General features: G+C 33.7%; 16 protein-coding genes and 1 riboswitch. Of the genes, 5 read left to right on the forward strand and 11 right to left on the reverse strand.

Annotation, left to right across the window (positions count from 1 at the left end; genetic code table 11):
- Positions 1 to 13: 13 nt before the first annotated feature.
- Positions 14 to 218: riboswitch (cobalamin riboswitch) on the reverse strand.
- A 68-nt stretch (positions 219 to 286) separates the two neighbouring features.
- From cobC to AC6CH4_RS23100, 5 genes are all read right to left on the reverse strand, one after another.
- Positions 287 to 823 (reverse strand): alpha-ribazole phosphatase, encoded by a 537-nt coding sequence (gene cobC, locus AC6CH4_RS23080; RefSeq protein WP_498107181.1) that lies wholly within the window; start codon positions 821 to 823, stop codon positions 287 to 289.
- Positions 808 to 1,605: an adenosylcobinamide-GDP ribazoletransferase gene (locus AC6CH4_RS23085; protein ID WP_498107183.1), complete on the reverse strand. Its 798-nt coding sequence runs from the start codon at positions 1,603 to 1,605 to the stop codon at positions 808 to 810. The genes cobC and AC6CH4_RS23085 overlap by 16 nt, the downstream gene beginning before the upstream one ends.
- Before the next feature lie 193 nt (positions 1,606 to 1,798).
- Complete coding sequence (cobT, locus tag AC6CH4_RS23090) at positions 1,799 to 3,478, reverse strand: nicotinate-nucleotide--dimethylbenzimidazole phosphoribosyltransferase (protein WP_498107185.1); 1,680 nt, start codon at positions 3,476 to 3,478, stop codon at positions 1,799 to 1,801.
- Between the two features lie 171 nt (positions 3,479 to 3,649).
- Positions 3,650 to 4,171, reverse strand: coding sequence for a bifunctional adenosylcobinamide kinase/adenosylcobinamide-phosphate guanylyltransferase (gene cobU, locus AC6CH4_RS23095; RefSeq protein WP_498107187.1), 522 nt, complete (start codon positions 4,169 to 4,171; stop codon positions 3,650 to 3,652).
- A gap of 113 nt (positions 4,172 to 4,284) precedes the next feature.
- Positions 4,285 to 4,647, reverse strand: coding sequence for a C1orf53 family protein (locus AC6CH4_RS23100; protein WP_498107189.1), 363 nt, complete (start codon positions 4,645 to 4,647; stop codon positions 4,285 to 4,287).
- A 173-nt stretch (positions 4,648 to 4,820) separates the two neighbouring features.
- Here AC6CH4_RS23100 and AC6CH4_RS23105 point away from each other — a divergent pair, with 173 nt between their 5' ends.
- The 3 genes from AC6CH4_RS23105 to AC6CH4_RS23115 all read left to right on the forward strand — a co-directional run bounded on the left by AC6CH4_RS23105 (position 4,821) and on the right by AC6CH4_RS23115 (position 7,859).
- On the forward strand, positions 4,821 to 5,963 hold the full coding sequence (locus AC6CH4_RS23105) for an ABC transporter substrate-binding protein (protein WP_498107191.1): 1,143 nt from the start codon (positions 4,821 to 4,823) through the stop codon (positions 5,961 to 5,963).
- Position 5,964: 1 nt separating this feature from the next.
- On the forward strand, positions 5,965 to 6,993 hold the full coding sequence (locus AC6CH4_RS23110) for an iron chelate uptake ABC transporter family permease subunit (RefSeq protein ID WP_498107193.1): 1,029 nt from the start codon (positions 5,965 to 5,967) through the stop codon (positions 6,991 to 6,993).
- Positions 6,994 to 7,082: 89 nt separating this feature from the next.
- Positions 7,083 to 7,859 carry an ABC transporter ATP-binding protein gene (locus tag AC6CH4_RS23115; RefSeq protein ID WP_498107195.1) on the forward strand — a complete coding sequence of 259 codons (777 nt, stop codon included), beginning with the start codon at positions 7,083 to 7,085 and terminating at the stop codon, positions 7,857 to 7,859.
- A gap of 134 nt (positions 7,860 to 7,993) precedes the next feature.
- Here AC6CH4_RS23115 and AC6CH4_RS23120 read toward each other — a convergent pair whose 3' ends face one another.
- Genes AC6CH4_RS23120 through AC6CH4_RS23130 form a run of 3 tightly spaced genes read right to left on the reverse strand, consistent with a single transcriptional unit; the run spans position 7,994 to position 9,349 of the window.
- On the reverse strand, positions 7,994 to 8,452 hold the full coding sequence (locus AC6CH4_RS23120) for a tRNA (cytidine(34)-2'-O)-methyltransferase (RefSeq protein WP_498107197.1): 459 nt from the start codon (positions 8,450 to 8,452) through the stop codon (positions 7,994 to 7,996).
- 55 nt (positions 8,453 to 8,507) lie between these two features.
- Positions 8,508 to 9,092, reverse strand: coding sequence for a pseudouridine synthase (locus AC6CH4_RS23125; RefSeq protein ID WP_498107199.1), 585 nt, complete (start codon positions 9,090 to 9,092; stop codon positions 8,508 to 8,510).
- A gap of 47 nt (positions 9,093 to 9,139) precedes the next feature.
- A complete protein-coding gene (locus AC6CH4_RS23130; RefSeq protein WP_498107201.1) occupies positions 9,140 to 9,349 on the reverse strand; it encodes a hypothetical protein in 210 nt (69 codons plus the stop codon).
- 206 nt (positions 9,350 to 9,555) lie between these two features.
- On the opposite strand from AC6CH4_RS23130, the gene AC6CH4_RS23135 reads away from it, so the two are divergent.
- Together AC6CH4_RS23135 and AC6CH4_RS23140 are read left to right on the forward strand one after the other, a co-directional pair.
- Positions 9,556 to 9,924, forward strand: a complete 369-nt coding sequence (locus tag AC6CH4_RS23135; RefSeq protein ID WP_498107203.1) for a hypothetical protein — start codon at positions 9,556 to 9,558, stop codon at positions 9,922 to 9,924.
- Positions 9,925 to 10,136: 212 nt separating this feature from the next.
- The gene (locus AC6CH4_RS23140; protein ID WP_498107205.1) at positions 10,137 to 13,571 is read left to right on the forward strand and encodes a choice-of-anchor J domain-containing protein; all 3,435 of its coding nucleotides are present in this window, start codon (positions 10,137 to 10,139) and stop codon (positions 13,569 to 13,571) included.
- Between the two features lie 57 nt (positions 13,572 to 13,628).
- Here the strand turns inward: AC6CH4_RS23140 and AC6CH4_RS23145 are convergent, their stop codons facing one another.
- The 3 genes from AC6CH4_RS23145 to AC6CH4_RS23155 are packed head-to-tail and all read right to left on the reverse strand — an operon-like array spanning position 13,629 to position 16,735.
- Positions 13,629 to 14,186 (reverse strand): MepB family protein, encoded by a 558-nt coding sequence (locus AC6CH4_RS23145; RefSeq protein WP_498107207.1) that lies wholly within the window; start codon positions 14,184 to 14,186, stop codon positions 13,629 to 13,631.
- A 60-nt stretch (positions 14,187 to 14,246) separates the two neighbouring features.
- Positions 14,247 to 16,184 (reverse strand): hypothetical protein, encoded by a 1,938-nt coding sequence (locus tag AC6CH4_RS23150; protein WP_498107209.1) that lies wholly within the window; start codon positions 16,182 to 16,184, stop codon positions 14,247 to 14,249.
- Positions 16,181 to 16,735 carry an RNA polymerase sigma factor gene (locus tag AC6CH4_RS23155; protein ID WP_056190680.1) on the reverse strand — a complete coding sequence of 185 codons (555 nt, stop codon included), beginning with the start codon at positions 16,733 to 16,735 and terminating at the stop codon, positions 16,181 to 16,183. The genes AC6CH4_RS23150 and AC6CH4_RS23155 overlap by 4 nt, the downstream gene beginning before the upstream one ends.
- Positions 16,736 to 16,749: the final 14 nt, after the last annotated feature.

Consider the following 16,749-nt stretch of genomic DNA (forward strand, 5'->3'; position numbering starts at 1 on the left):
TTTTCCCGAGAGTTCGATATTTGTTACAAAGGCAGGTCTCCTGGCTTGCGTCTTGTTGTTTACCTTCCCACTCGCCGCGGCGAGCAGTGGTTTGTAGTTAACAACAAGCATTCTTTTCAGAACTTAGCTTACAGTTGCGGGTACAGCTCAAGATTTTACTTGATTCCCTTTTAATGCGTTTTTAAAATTAAAACGCAACCTTAAATTTCGGGCAAAGATAAAGTTAAAAATGTTGAATTATCAAATTTGTTTTACTTTTTAAGTCAAATTCTAAACAAAACCATTCTTAGAGCTCAATTTTAATGACTTCACCAAAATCTACTTTATTCTGAAAAGCATCTTTTAACGGTAAAGAAGAATGATGACATAAGATACTTCTGATGGTTCCGGCATGACAAACAACAACAATTGGCTGATTGATTTCTTTTGAAGTCAAATCAATTAAAAAGTCTTCAACGCGGTTATGTAATTCCACAAAAGATTCTCCATTTGAAGCCGGAATATTTACAAAATCTTCCATCCATGGATTAAGCTGTTCGGGCAGAATATCATTCCAGTTTTTCATTTCCCAATCGCCAAAATTCATTTCCATTAAGCGTTTGTCTTCTAGGTACGATATCGTTTTGATGTTATCCTGAATATATTTTGCCAAAAGAACACATCGTTCCAAAGGACTGGAAAAAACAATTGCTTCTGAGGGCAATTGCTTTACAATATTTTCAAAAATGGAATCAAAAGGTTCTGCTATGTTTACATCAGATTGCCCATAACAAATTCCTTTTTCACAAACAGTTTCGGTATGGCGAACTAAATAAATTTCCATATAAAAAGAAAGCTTAAATAATAAACAACTTCGCAAACTTGTTGTGTGGCACCAAGGCAATCTCCGGTATAGCCGTCAATCCATTTCTGGAAATAACGCGCCAAAAAATAGCGTGTTATAAAAACCGGAATTAAGATTAACAAGAATTGGTATTGAAAATAAGAAAGAGTTAAAAGAGGCAATAATCCGAAGAAAAAAGCTCCGAGAATTTCTTTCCAGCTATGTTTTTTAGCAATTGGTTTGCTTTTGCTCGTAGCATCATCACGCGAATATTCATGTGTAAAAATGATTGAAATCGCAGCTAAACGACTTAAAGCATGAGCCGATATAAACAAAAGAAAAATTTGAAGAAGTCCAATATAACTTTCTATCTGAAAAATAGAAATTGACTCAGAAAGCAATTTAAATTTCAATAAAAACAATAATACCAAACCAATTGCTCCATAAGCACCAATGGCACTGTCTTTCATAATCATCAAAATCTTTTCTTTGGTCCAGCCTCCACCAAAACCATCACAAACATCTGCAAAACCATCTTCATGAAAAGCACCAGTTGTTAGAATGGAAGCAATAATAGCTAAAATTACAGCAATTTCAACAGACAAAAATTGAGCGAAAACATAAAAGGTCAAAAAAGAAATACTTCCCACAATCCAGCCAATAAACGGAAAATAGCGCGTGGCTTTATTTAAATAATCAGGATTGTGATCGATGTTTTTTGGACATGGAATTCGGGTGTAAAACATTAAACAGGTGAAGAAAATGTGTAATTCTTTTTTCATTTGATTTGTTATATATTTATGTGTTTTTGTCATTTCGACGAAGGAGAAATCCTCGTAAGTAGCTTCGCACAGAAAAGCGGTCAATCTTTGTCGAGCTTCTCGCGAGGATTTCTCCTTCGTCGAAATGACAAACTGTGACTGAAAACTGTGACTGTGGCTAAACTGAGACTGAAAACCGAGACTGCGACTAGAATCATTTCCTACTAACCCCCGCACTCTCAAAACTAGCCATTTCGTTCAAAAAAGCTTCTGCTGATTTCAAAATCGGAAAAGCAATTGCACAACCTGTTCCTTCTCCCAGACGCAAATCTAAATTTAAAATTGGTTTCGCATTCAAATAGTGAAGTAATTTTTGATGTGCCTGCTCAGCAGAGCAATGACAAAATATAGTATTTTTTATGATATCAGGATTCATTTTTGAAGCTATTAAAAAAGCAACACTGCAAATAAAACCGTCAACCAGAATCAGCATTTTGTTTTCAAAAGCCGTCAGCATTCCGCTTGCCATTTGTATAATTTCGAAACCGCCAAAGTAAGCCAGTTGCTCTTTTAATTCGGCTTGACCGGAATAATTTTCAATTGCTTTTTTTAGAAATTGCTTTTTCTGAATTAGTTTTTCATCTTCAACTCCGGTTCCTTTTCCAACACATTCGTCAATAGAAAAACCGGTTAAAAGACTCATTAATACAGAAGCTGTCGAAGTATTTCCAATTCCCATTTCACCAAAACCAATGCAGTTCGAATCCGTTTTAGCAATATCTTCGACTATTGATTTTCCTTTTTCAAAACACAACTGCAACTCGATTTCGCTCATTGCGGGCGCGTGCAGGAAGGATTGGGTTCCTTTGGCAATTTTAGCATTTATCAGATTGGCATTTGTTGGGAAATCATAATTTACGCCCGAATCTACAATCGACAACTGAATGTTATTTTGTTTGCAGAAAACGTTTATCGCTGCACCACCTTCCAGAAAATTACCGACCATTTGTCTGGTAACATCTTGTGGATAAGCGCTCACCCCATGATTTGCAATTCCGTGATCTGCAGCAAAAACCACAATATTCGGATTTATGATTTTCGGATTTAAAGTTTCGAAAACCGTTGCCATTTGAAAAGCCAAAGTTTCCAAAGTTCCCAAGGCTCCAATGGGTTTTGTCTTACCATCTATCTTTTCTTGTAAAAGTTTGCTGAAATCATTTTTGTTTTCAGCCTCAGTTTGTGTTTTTAATTTCAAATCAGAAATATAACTTTCTGTTACATTTTTAATTTCCGAACAAATTGGTGCTTCTGATTTCTGTTTCCAATGTAATTGCTGCAACATCGGCTGATTATCATAATTTGTAGACGGTTTTCCAATACAGAAATAACCCAAAGGTTCAATGTTTTCAGGTAAATCGAGTATTTTTTTGAACTGATGATAATTCAAAATTGAAACCCAGCCCATTCCATAACCCTGATCGGTAAGGGAAAGCCAAATATTCTGAGCCGCACAAACCGAACTAAATTTTACAGCCTCATTACTGCCAACAGTTCCAATCGTAAATTGATTTAAAACGGAACGGTCATAAGCGATAATAAGCCCGATTGGCGCTTCTTCAATAGCTTCGAGTTTCAGGGATCTATAGTGCTCTTTTTGCTCCGGATTATCTGTTAGTGATTCGGCTTTTTTATTGTAATCCAAAAACAAATCTTTGATAGCACTTTTTACTTCTGCCGATTTAATGATATAATAGCGTGTAGCATCCGTAAGCCCAACAGATGGCGCCCAATGTCCAGCCTGTAAAGCTTTTTCGATCACTTCATCAGGAACTTCATCGGTGGTAAAGTGTCGGGTATCGCGACGCGATTTTAAAATATCGTCTAAATGGCTCATAAATTTTCAATGTCAATAACAATTACAAAATTCAATATCAATTGCAAAATTCAATTACAATATCAATATTGAAGCTTTATGTAAAGATACTTCACGATATTGGAATTTGGAATTTAAAAGCTTGGAATTTCTTTTATGATTTTTTTAGATTGTTATTGAAATTGATTTTTGCTATTGAAATTGTGAGGGTTTAATTTTTACTGGAATCCCGGAAACCATCAACACAACTTCATCTGCATTTGAGGCCAAAAACTGATTCATCCAGCCTTGTAATTCTGTGAATTTTCTGCCGATATGAGTTTCGGCATGAACACCCATTCCAATTTCGTTGGTTACAATAATCAGTGTCGTGTTTTCCTGATTTGCTATCGCCATAAATTCTTTTTTTGCTTCTTCCAAACTCAAAGTTACATCATATTTATGATCAATAAAAAAGTTTGTCAGCCAAAGCGTTACACAATCAATCAAAGCTACTTTTCCTGAAAAATCAATTTCACTTAAATACTTTTCTTTCTCAATATTGGTCCATCGCCCGTCGCGTTCCGACTGATGCCGGTCGATTCTGTTTTGGAAATCGTCATCCCATTTTCTGGCCGTTGCCACGTACATTGGTGTATCTGAAAGTTTCAGTGCTAAATTTTGAGCATAACTGCTTTTCCCTGATCGTTCGCCTCCGGTAATTAAGTAAATCATTTTGTTCTTGAGTTATGAGTTTTGAATTATAAGTTATGAGTTTAATTGGGATTTAAATCAGATTTTTGAATAAGTAAGGGACTCAAAATTCATAATTTATAACTCATAATTATTTAATACGGGCAATGACGACAATCATTCCCGCAACAGCTTCCACGTTTCAAATGGAACCAACTGGTAAAAACAGTATTGCCATCTTCGAAATAATAATCGATATCCTCAATAAGTTTTGCAGTTTTTGGTAAAGATAGTGCTTTATTTTGTAGTGCTTTTTTTGGAGTCATAGTCTCGACATAAGCATCAATTTTATCTACGCAGGCTTCTTTAAAGCAAGTCTGACAAAGACAATCGCCTCCTTCAGAAAGATTAAAAATTGGAGGGAAATCATTACACCAGCATTTGTTTTCAACAGAAATATCTCCGCAGCTAAAAGTAGATTCACAACTTGAGCAAACTTTGGTTTTTGTGGCATTCATAAATATAAAAGATAATTTTGTTGAAATTTGTAAGAATAAAGGTAAACAAAAAAAATAGAAATTGCCTTACCTTTGTCGCTATCGAAAATTTAAATAATGAAATTGTGATATTCAAAATCTGTGCCGATATTGCATATTAACGATTTCATATTCCAAAATAGTATAACCAGTATATGAAAAATTTATTACCTAAATCCATTTTTATTCTATCTTTTTTTCTTCTAATCGGATGTAAAAAAAATGAAACTGCTGAAGTTGCAAAATCTCCAATTGCTAAAAATAGTATTGAATATGCTTCTGGACTTTCTATCGTAAAACACGAAGGGTTTTCAATAGTAACCGTGACGAATCCGTGGCCAAATGCAAATAAAAATTTTATTTATATTTTAAAAGAAAAAGAAGCTAAAGTTCCGGATAGTTTACAAAATTATACTACGATAAAAGTTCCTTTAGAATCTGTTGTGGTGACATCAACTACTAATATTCCCTATCTTGAAATGCTGGATGTAGAAGATAAACTAGTTGGTTTTCCGCATACCGATTATATCTCATCTGAAAAAACCAGAATATTAATTGATAAAGGTTCTGTGAAAAACGTTGGACAAAATGAAAAATTAAATATTGAACAACTAATAGAATTGTCACCCGATTTAATTGTAACTTTTGGTGTTGACAACAACAATCCGATGTTGGATAATTTGACAAAAAGTGGTTTAAATGTAATGATTCAGGCCGACTGGATGGAACAATCTCCACTTGGAAAAGCAGAATGGATTAAACTCTACGGAGCTTTATTTGGCAAAGAAGAGAAAGCCAAAGAATTGTTTGATAAAATTGTAACAAGCTACAATCAGGCTAAGAAATTAGTCGCTGATAAACCTGCGACGACGACAGTTTTATATGGTTCTATGTATGAGGATGTTTGGTATGTGGCGAAAGGAAACAGCTGGGTGGCGCAATTTATGAAAGATGCACAGTCTAATTATTTATGGGCCGATTTAAAAGGAACCGGAAGTCAGGGTTTATCATTCGAAAAAGTATTAGACAAAGCAAAAACAGCAAACGTTTGGATTGCTTCCGGATCTTTTCTGACTTTAGACGAACTACAAAAAGCAAATCCGCATTACATTGAGTTTGACGCTTTTAAGAATAAATCAATCTATACTTTAGAAAGTAAGTTTGGAGCAACTGGCGGAACTATTTATTATGAATTATCGCCAAGCCGACCAGATTTGGTTTTAAAAGATTATATCAAGATTTTTCATCCGGATTTACTGCCGAGTTATGAGTTTACTTTTGCATCTAAACTGAATTAAATTGGCAAACAAAAAACGAAATACCATTTTATTTATCGTTCTGGGTTTAGGGCTTCTTCTGATGTTTTTTGCGAGTATTAGTTTGGGTTCTGTTAATATTCCATTTAGAGATGTTTATACAAGCTTAACAGGAAGTCACGCTAGCAAATCGACCTGGGAATATATCATTATCAATTACCGTTTGCCAAAAGCGATTACAGCAATTTTAGTCGGAACCGGACTTTCAATAAGCGGTTTGTTGATGCAGACTTTATTCAGAAATCCGCTTGCAGGGCCGTATGTTTTAGGATTAAGTTCAGGTGCAAGTTTGGGTGTGGCCTTTGTAATTCTGGGTGCTGGATTTTTGCCTTCTTTTTTGAGAACTATTGCATTATCATCATACGGAATTGTTTTGGCTTCAACCTTAGGAAGTACACTTGTTTTATTATTAGTTTTAGTAGTTTCACAACGGTTACGGGATACAATGGCAATTTTAATTGTCGGATTGATGTTTGGAAGTTTTACCACGGCAATAGTTAGTGTTTTAACTTATTTTAGTACAGCTGAACAGCTTCAGAAATTCACTTTTTGGTCATTAGGGAATCTTGGCAATCTTTCCTGGAAATCAATTATAGTTTTGGCAGGCAGTGTATTTTTTGGTTTAGTTTTAAGCGCGGCTAGTATTAAGCCTTTAAATGCTTTGCTTTTGGGCGAAAATTATGCAAAGAGCATGGGATTGAATTTCAATAAAGCCCGCTTGATCATTATTTTTGCAACCAGTATTTTAGCCGGAAGCATCACTGCTTTTGCAGGTCCGATTGCGTTTATTGGCCTTGCTGTTCCGCATATCGCAAAACTGACTTTTCAAACCAGTAACCATATGATTTTGTTTTGGAGTACATTGCTTTTTGGAGCTATTATTGTATTATTCTGTGATATAGTTTCTCAAATGCCGGGCTTTGATGTTACGCTTCCAATAAATGCAATTACGTCTATAATTGGTGCTCCGGTTGTGATTTGGTTATTGATAAGAAAAAGAAATTTTCAATAGATAATATTTGGCCACGGATTATACTGATTAAACAGATTTTCGCAGATTATTTTATAAAAAAAACTTAGCACCTTCGCAACTTTAAAGAAATGAAAACCATATTAAACACATTAGATTTAACCATTGGTTACAAGTCCAAGAAAGCAACTGTGACTATTGCTGAGAATTTAAATTTGAGTTTACATTCAGGAAAACTCGTTTCCTTAATTGGTGCAAACGGAATTGGGAAATCAACCTTATTAAGAACCATTACCGGAATTCAACAACCATTATCAGGAAAAGTACTTCTGAATGATAAAAATATAAATATCTATAATCCTCTGGATTTGGCGCAGAATTTAAGTTTGGTTTTAACCGAAAAATTGCCGCCCAGCAACCTTTCTGTTTTTGAATTAGTAGCTTTGGGAAGACAGCCTTATACGAATTGGATTGGAACTTTATCCCAAACAGATGTAGAAAAAGTTCAGGAAGCAATGGCATTAACGCAAATTGAACATTTAGCACAAAAAAGACATTTTGAAATTAGCGACGGACAATTGCAGAAAGTTTTAATTGCTCGTGCTTTGGCACAAGACACACCATTAATTATTCTTGACGAACCGACAACGCATTTAGATTTATTACATAAAGTTTCACTTTTCAAATTGCTTAAAAAACTAACACAGGAAACTCAAAAATGTATTTTATTCTCAACGCATGATATCGATTTGGCGATTCAGTTAAGTAATGAAATGATTATCATGACGCCGGAATTTGTTGTTCAGGATGAGCCTTGTAATTTAATTTCAAAAGGAAGTTTTGCGACTTTGTTTAAAGACGAACATATTATTTTTGACTCTGAAAAAGGGAAGTTTGTGATTACTTAGAAGTATAGTTGTTTTCAGGAGCTAATCCTGCTGTCCGCTCTATCTTTTGTGGCGAACCCCGCCAAAAAAGGATCCCGCTCCCATCAGGGCTAGGGCACCGTCTTTCATAAGAATTTTTGAAATCTGTTAAACGCTTAAATTTTCTTCAATCCAATCTGTCTCTTAGCTTCACCCACCACAAAAGCCACAGAATTCGCAATATTAAAACTACGGATTAACTTCGACATCGGAATCTTTAAATGATTCTCAAAACGAGCTAAAACTTCCTTGCTTAAACCAACACTTTCTTTTCCGAAAACCAACCAGTCTCCATCCTGAAAATCAGTTTCTAAATACGATTTCTCAGCATGCGAACTCATTAAGAAAACACGCGACTGATCTGGAATCTGCTGAATCCATTCTTCTATATTTTGATATTCGGTCACGTCAAGATGCACCCAGTAATCCAAACCAGAACGTTTCAGGTTTTTATCATTAATCACAAATCCGAACGGATGAATTAAATGCAGTCGGCTTTCTGTACCTACACATAAGCGTCCAATATTTCCAGTATTATTTGGTATTTCAGGTTCTACAAGAACAACGTTTAGCATTTTTTGAGTTATGAATTATGAGTTATGAATTATGAGTTTCCAAATAATTATCAAATTATCTAATTGACACATTTTCTAATTTAAAATCTGAAACTTCCAGAACATCTCCAGCTTTTAAGTTTTGCAAATATACATTTCCTATGCGAACGCGAACTAATCTTAAAGTCGGAAAACCAACGGCTGCAGTCATTTTGCGAACCTGGCGAAACTTGCCTTCATTTAGTGTTATAGAAGCCCATGAAGTTGGTCCGTGGCGCTCGTCCCGAATTTTTTTGGCTCTTGTTCCAAAATCTGGAATTTCAGTCACAATAAAAGCTTTACAAGGTTTGGTTTTATACTTTCCGCCATCAAAACCAATTTCTACTCCTTTTTGTAATTGTTCTATTGCTTCAGGAGTTATGACGCCATCAACCTGAACGTAATATTCTTTATCGACTTTTTTGCTTCTTATTTGTTCGCTTACTTTTCCATCGGTGGTTAGCAAAAGCAATCCTTCAGAATCTTCGTCTAAACGGCCAATAGCCATTGTTCCTTCGGGGAAATCATATAATTCACCCAAAAGTTTTTTCTTTCTTTTTAGTTCATAAATAAATTGGCTGAGGTAGCCATAAGGTTTAAAAAGAATGAAATGTTGATGCATATTGTAATTTTAATGCAAAGATAGTTTTGTTTCAGGAGTATTTCCAATTAATCCTTAGGTTCTGTTTTCATTTTCTTCAACCATAATGCCACAAACCAAATAACGGTGATTCCAAATAAGATTAATAATGGAACATAATAATCCTTGAAAAAGTCATGAAAATAACTTTCAATTAAAATATAGGTTGAAGCGATGCAAAGTTTTATTATGATAAATTCAGCATTTGACCAACTTGTTTTTGCTTTAAAAAAGTTCATGGTTTTTTGATTTTTATTGTTGCTTTAAAAAGCTGTTTGTAATTAAATAATTTGCCATACTAATTTACTATTATTTTGATAATTATAAGGTTGCAAAATTTATGCAATCTAGAAAATGATTTTTTAGAATCCAAAAGCTATGTTAAATGACTTAGTTTTCAAATCTAAAATTCGTAATATTATGTAGTAATGAAAAACAAAACACCATGGAAAATAATAATCTAGGCTCAAAAAAAATAAATGGGGCACAAAAAAATATAGACGAATCAAAAGGCAAAAATGTTTCTCACGATACTGAATTACATAAATCAGAATTGAAAAAAGAAATTGTAGCCGATATAGAAGGAAATAAAGAAATTGTAGACCGAGCGAGAAATGTAAATGAAAGAATTGAAGAAACTTCAAAAACAATCAATCCAGATAATCCAAATGCAAATCGCGGGGTCTCGACCGAAGAAGAAGTAAAAAAAACAGTTGAAAATAAAGATCGAAATTCAGATGTTACCCCAAATCGTTATCCTAATTCAAATCCGGAAAGTCATGAGGACAGAGGGAATATGAAATTAGATGAGTGATTTTCTTCGTTTATTAAGCTAATGTATGAATTTGATAAAAAAATGAAAAGCTGCCTGAATTTCAGGCAGCTTTTTTTGTCTGGTCTTACCAATAAATAAGTTTTTATTTATTACACATGATTTAAAAATCTTACAATTATTTTATGTTTTGACAATATTCTCTTAACTTTAAAGGTTCTAAATTTGGTTTCTAAAACTCTATTTCTTAATCTATGAAAAACATTTACTCAATACGCCGTTTAATGGCTTTTTTAAGTTTTTTTTATTGCTCGTTCTCTGTCTTTGCTCAAACGTTTCCAGAAAAACAAGCACTCCCTTATTCACAAAATTTTGACGGATTAGCAACAACTCCTTCCGTTTATCCAAAAGGATTTCAGGGCTGGGCAGCAAGTACATCTCCAGGTTCAACTTTTAATACAAGTGCTGCTGTAGGTGTAGACATGCCTCTAACCATAAATGGTACGGCTTCTGTCGGTACTGGTAATATTTATAATTATGATGGTAAAATTGGATTTTTGAATACAAGTGGACTTGATTTGTCGATTGGATTTGCTTTTGATGCTACAAATCAAAAAGCTATTCAGGTTCAATATGATGCGATGACAATCCGTAATCCATATGATATTCCGCCAACTACAACCAATACACGTGTAAATGAGATAGTTTTGCAATATAGAGTAGGTACAACTGCCCCTTTTATTTCATTATTATCAACTGCGTATACAAATAATAACGTAAAACAAATAACAGCAGTTACAACCCCTCAAAATGAAAAGAAATTTAAAATTACATTGCCTGCAGAATGTGATAATCAACCTATAGTTCAGATAAGATGGATTTCAAGGCAAGTTTCAGGGTCAGGTTCCAGACCTTCATTTGCAATTGATAATATAGATATAAAAAGTGATATCGTTGCTCCGGTAAGCATTGCTGGTTATCCAAAAGCAGAAAATATTTTATCAAACAGTTTTGATTTTTTCAATAAATTAGATGAAATCGGAAAAACTTACTATGTTTTACTGCCGGGTGGAAGTGCGACTCCAAGTATAGTACAAATAAAAGCAGGTCAGGATGCAAATAACGCTCTGGCTTTGCAATCAGGTTTTTTTGATATTACAGATCCAACCCAAGTATATCTAAAAAGTTTTACCGGACTTTCAATTAGTACCGCTTATTCTGTTTTTTCTATTTCAGAAGATCCATATGGTAACATACAAACAAATGTGGTTAAAGTTGATGCCACAACTACAGCCACAATAGTTGCTTCTATAACAACAACTATTGCTTCTCTTGATTTAGGATTTTCAGAAGCAGGCTTTAATTCAGAAAGTGCAAGCTATCAAATTCAGGCGGCAAATCTTTCAGCCAATGTAACAGTGAATGCTACAGGAAATTTTACTATTTCTAAAGATAATACTTCGTTTACAACTTCTTTAACATACACCATAGCTGATTTTGCTTCAAATGCTGCTCAAACTGTTTATGTTCGTTTTACACCAACAGGGACAGGTAGTTTTTTAGGACAAATAACACACGAATCAACGGGTGCGACAAGCAAAATAGTTACACTTTCAGGAACAGGAATTAATCCATATTTACAAGGTTTTAATGATCCGGCCGTTTTAACCAATAGTGGCTGGACACAATATAACGTAGCTGGGACCATAAATACCTGGACCAGTACTACAATAACACGAAACGTTAATTCAGGAACCGGCGCCGTACTGATGAACGGTTATTCGGATAATGGTCCAAGTAAAGATTGGTTGATTTCGCCTAGATTGCGTTTGGATAATTTTACCCAAATTCCATTATTATCTTTTTACTCACGCAAGTTTTATGTTGGTTCAGATTTGAAATTAATGGTTTCTGTTAATTATGATGGTAAAAGCAATCCTGAAACGGCAACGTGGACAGAAATACCAGGAGATTTTCCGACTATTACCGGCACTTATAAACAATCGCAATACATAAATTTAGGACCCTATAAAACGAATCAAACTTATGTAGCCTGGGTTTATATAACTACAGCCGGAGGAGCAAATAATGCAGCAGAATGGTCATTAGACGATGTTGCCATAACCAATGAAGCAGGTTTTGTTGCAGCAAATCCTATTTTAGATTTTGGAGAGGTTAGTATTAATACAATATCAGCAAGTCAGTCTTTTGTTTTCAAGGCAGAAGGTTACAATGACATTACATTAAAAGCTCCGACAGATTACCAATTGTCTTTGGATAATACTTCATTTCAGTCAGATGTTTTGATAACTTCAGCTGATGCAATGGCAGGAAAAACAGTTTATGTTCGATTTACACCTTCTATAAGAACATTGACTATATTTGGCACTTTAACGGTTTCTGGAACAGGTTTAAATAAACAAATAGGATCTTTAACAGGATCTTCGTTGCTAAAAGCAGATACTTTTGATATTGTAACCTACAATCTGGAGTTTTTTGGTACTGATGTAAAAGGTACAGATAATGTTGAATTCGGTCCAACGGATGATGCTTTGCAAATTGAAAATGTTGCTAAAGTAATGAACAAATTAAATGCCGATGTTTATGTTGTTCAGGAAGTTTCAGACGATCCGTCTTTAGATATTTTGATTCAGAAAATTAATATCAACGGAAAAACATTTGATAAATCAATTTCAACATCATGGTCGTATTCGTTTAATGATCCTGATCCAAATTTCCCTCCGCAAAAATTAGTTGTTCTTTATAATACTCAAACAACTACAGTAAAAAGCACACGTGTTATGTTTAAGGATTTGTATGACGATATACGCGCAGGAACAAAAACGTTACCAAATTATCCTGGAACGACTTCAACTGTTAACACAAGTTCTAGTTTTTTCTCATCCGGACGTTTGCCTTACTTAGTTAAAATAGAAACCAATATTGGTGGAATTAAAAAAGAGATCAATCTGATTGATCTTCATGCACGTGCTAATAGCGGATCAGATATTTCCAGATACAATATGCGTAAATACGATGCTGAATTGTTGAAAGATAGTTTGGATGTTGAGTTACCAAATGCTAATTTTATGATTTTGGGAGATTTTAACGATGATGTCAAAGCATCTGTTATTGCAGGGAATCCTTCGTCATATCAAAAAATAGTTGAAGATATAAATCGTTACAATACACTTACTTTAGAGATTAGCAGGGCTGGTGCCTATAGTTTTTTGAGTTCAAATGGATTTTTAGATCATATTGTTATTTCTAATGAATTGACAGATCAATATATCCCGAATTCTATTGCTGTTTATGATCCGCGTAATGATATTACCAACTATACCAATACAACTTCAGATCATGGTCCTGTAATTGCGCGTTTTGAATTGAAAAAAGATGTTTTGTCTACAATTGATTTCGGAACAAATTATGGATATTTTGTACAAGCCTATCCTAATCCGGCGACTGATGTTGTAAATGTGACAGTAAAAACGAAAGAAGATAAAATTTTAAAATTACGACTTTATGATATTTCAGGACATTTAATTGGAAATCCAATTGAAATAAAAGGGACCGGGGAAAAAAAAGATGCTGTAATTCAATTAGGTAATCTTAGATCCGGAATTTATGTTTATACCTTAAGTGAAAACAATAAGGTTATTTATAGCAATAAAATCATAAAAAAATAAACAGAAATACATTTAAAATAAAAATGGCTGTCCAGTAATAGACAGCCATTTTTTATACTAATTAACTAATTCTCTAAAAGTATCAAAATCTGGATCAGGAGTTATTTCAAAGAAATATTTCAATTGCCAATTTTGAGTTTTTTTAGCTTGTTTGTTGTTTGTTTCATCCCATGGCGGGTAAACTCTTATAGCTCTTTTTCCTTCGCCGGTTGCTGTCGAAAAGATTCCTTTTTCGAGTAACACATGTTTAGGAAAAATGAACTGCCCAAAGAAATCATCTTTTCGAACGCTGACAAAAACAAAATCGATTAAATCTGTTGAATCAAAAGGTTCAATTGTTCCCAATCTGCTTCGTTTCCACAAAGTAACAAATTGGCCCGTTTTTGTTGGGGTAATTTTGGCTTCTCTGTAGCAAATAAATTTCTCATTGAGATAGAAACGATAAGCACTGTAATCAATGCTTTCGCTTTCCTGCTGCGGTTGCGAACAGTCAAAATCAAAACAATCATAAACCAGTTCTTTGGCTAAAAGCAAATCTTTGGGGATAGATTTGTGATTTGTCCAATGGTTTTTTACGATCATTTTGAGAAGACTCGCTTTTAAGCTTGTTTTCAAAATTATAGTAGGTTTAGGGGTTACGTAGGTTTTTGGGTGTTAAATATATTGCTTTTTTATTTAAAATGAAACATTTAGCCCAAAATTTAATCCCCATTGAAATTGATTAAATGATTGACTGTTTAATGGATTTACATAATAATTCATTGCAGGTTCAACAAAAACATTTGTTTTCTTGTAAACCCGGTATTGCACTGTACTACTTAATGTTGAGCCGTATACAAAATCATTTGCATTTAAATTTTTACCTAATGAATTTCCATCTATGGCAACATTATTAGATATTAATTTACCAACAAAACCACCTGTATTCAGACTAATAGAAGCTTTGTTTTTAGAAAAAATAGCATATGAAACCTCTAAAGGCATCTCAACATAGCGTAAACTCTGGTCTAAATTTCCGCTTTGTACATTTGTACTGCTCACGGCATTTTTAGTGCTGTTTGAAACTAATACATAACTATCATTACTTGCAATTTGAGGAACCGTTGGGTTTTTCATAAAATAATCACCAGTAGTTAAAAAAGCATTGTCGGCAGTTTTTATATAAGAGACATTAGCTACACTCTGACCTAATTCATTGATTTTGAAACCAGAACCAACTGCCCATTTTTTATTGATTTTATATTTAGTTTTAACACCGTAAGTATTACTTTGTTTCGAGTCGTTTACGTTGCCTAAAGTTTTGTCATTTTTATAATTTTCAGAATTGGCAATTCCTGCAAAAACTTCAAGAGCCCATTTTTCAGCTTTTGATGAGGTTTTAGGATCTTTTTCTCTTCCTTTTTTCTCTTCAGGAGTTATACCTTTTTCTAAATTTTGAAGTTCTGCCAACTGAACAGAATCTTGTTTACTCAAAACATTGCTGAATTTAGAATTGCTTTTGGGAGCATTATCGGCAATAGCTTTTTCTGTTTTAATAGTTGTTGTGACTTCTTTATTGTTGCCAATTATTGCTTTTTGTTTATTGTTGAAAACTGAATTTGAATTTCCTAAAGCAATAGCTGCAGGATTTGAATTCAATTGATTTTCAAAAATAGAACCTGGCACCTGATCCTTTGAAAAAGAATTAAATTGACTCTGTTTTGTGGTCTTAAACGTTTTCTCGGCTACAGCCTGATTTCCATTCCTTTTATCAGTATTTAAGTTTTGATTTTTTGAAAAAGAATTGAATTGATTTTTATTTCCGGTAGTAAACGTTTTTTCGGCTACAGCCTGATTTTCATTTCTTTTCTCAGTGTTTATGTTTTGATTTTTTGAAAAAGAATTGAACTGATTTTGATTTCCGGTAGTAAACGTTTTTTCGGCTACAGCCTGATTTCCATTTCTTTTTTCAGGGTTTATGTTTTGATTCTTCGAAAAAGAATTGAACTGATTTTGATTTCCGTTTGTAAAAGTTTTCTCGGCTACAGCCTGATTTCCGTTTCTTTTCTCAGAGTTTAAATTTTTATTTTTCGAAAGTGAATTGAATTGATTTTCTTTTTCTGAAACAGCTGTTTGTTCAGCTACAGTTTGATTTGTATTTCTTTTTTCTGAATTTAGATTTACATCTGAAGGACCAGGATTACTTTTATTTTTAGAATCAGTATGGGCTACTGAAGTTTCTGTTCTTTGATTTTCTTCAGAATTACCAGAGCTGTTTTTCGAGCTTTCTTCAAAAGAACTTTCTACAATTCCGGATTTATTTTCGATATTTCTTTCTGTAGGTATTGTTTTTGTATCGTTACCATTTTTTTTGTGCTCATCGATAACAATGCTATTGTTTTCTCCGGTCCCATTATTTATAGTTTTGATTCCGTTGTTTGAGCTAAAATATAAAACAGAAGGCAATAACAAGCCTAATAACAGGCATGCCGCTGCTGACCACCAAAGAATAGCTCTTTTTTTCTTTTTTGGTTTGTCAAGTTTTTCCTCAATGTTTGCCCACAATTCAGGGGGCGGAACACTTGAAAAGTTTTCCATTGATGAAAAAATATCTTCTATATTCTGCTTTTTCATGCTATTTTAAAATTTTTTTTTAAGCTCAAAATCCTTTTCTGCAAAATGCCCTTCGCTCTGTTTAAATTTGATTTTGATGTTCCTTCTGAAATTTTTAGTAACTCTGCTATGTCTTTGTGTTTCATTTTTTCAAAAACATATAAGTTAAAGACAGTCCGGTATTGATCCGGTAAATCCCGAATATATTCCAGTAATTTTTCCTGCTCTATCGGAATTGTATCTAATTCTTCCTCTTCAGTAAAATCGGTATCAGGATCAAAAACATCCAAAAAGAAACTTTCTTTTTTCTTCTTGTTTAAAGTTTCGATAAGCTTATTTATGAAAATACGTTTTAACCAGCCTTCAAAGCTTCCTTCAAATTTGTACTGGCCGATTTTTTGAAAAACAATGACAAATGCTTCCTGGAAAACATCCTTTGCATCGTCTTCATTTTTCATATATTTTAGACAAATTCCATACAATACAGGAGAGAACAACTGATATATTTTCAGTTGTCCTCCTCTGTCATTTTGCATGCATTGCCTGATATATTTTTCTAAATCGTCTTTCAAAAATGGTTAAATTT

This window comes from Flavobacterium sp. GQ95, from assembly GCF_059758655.1.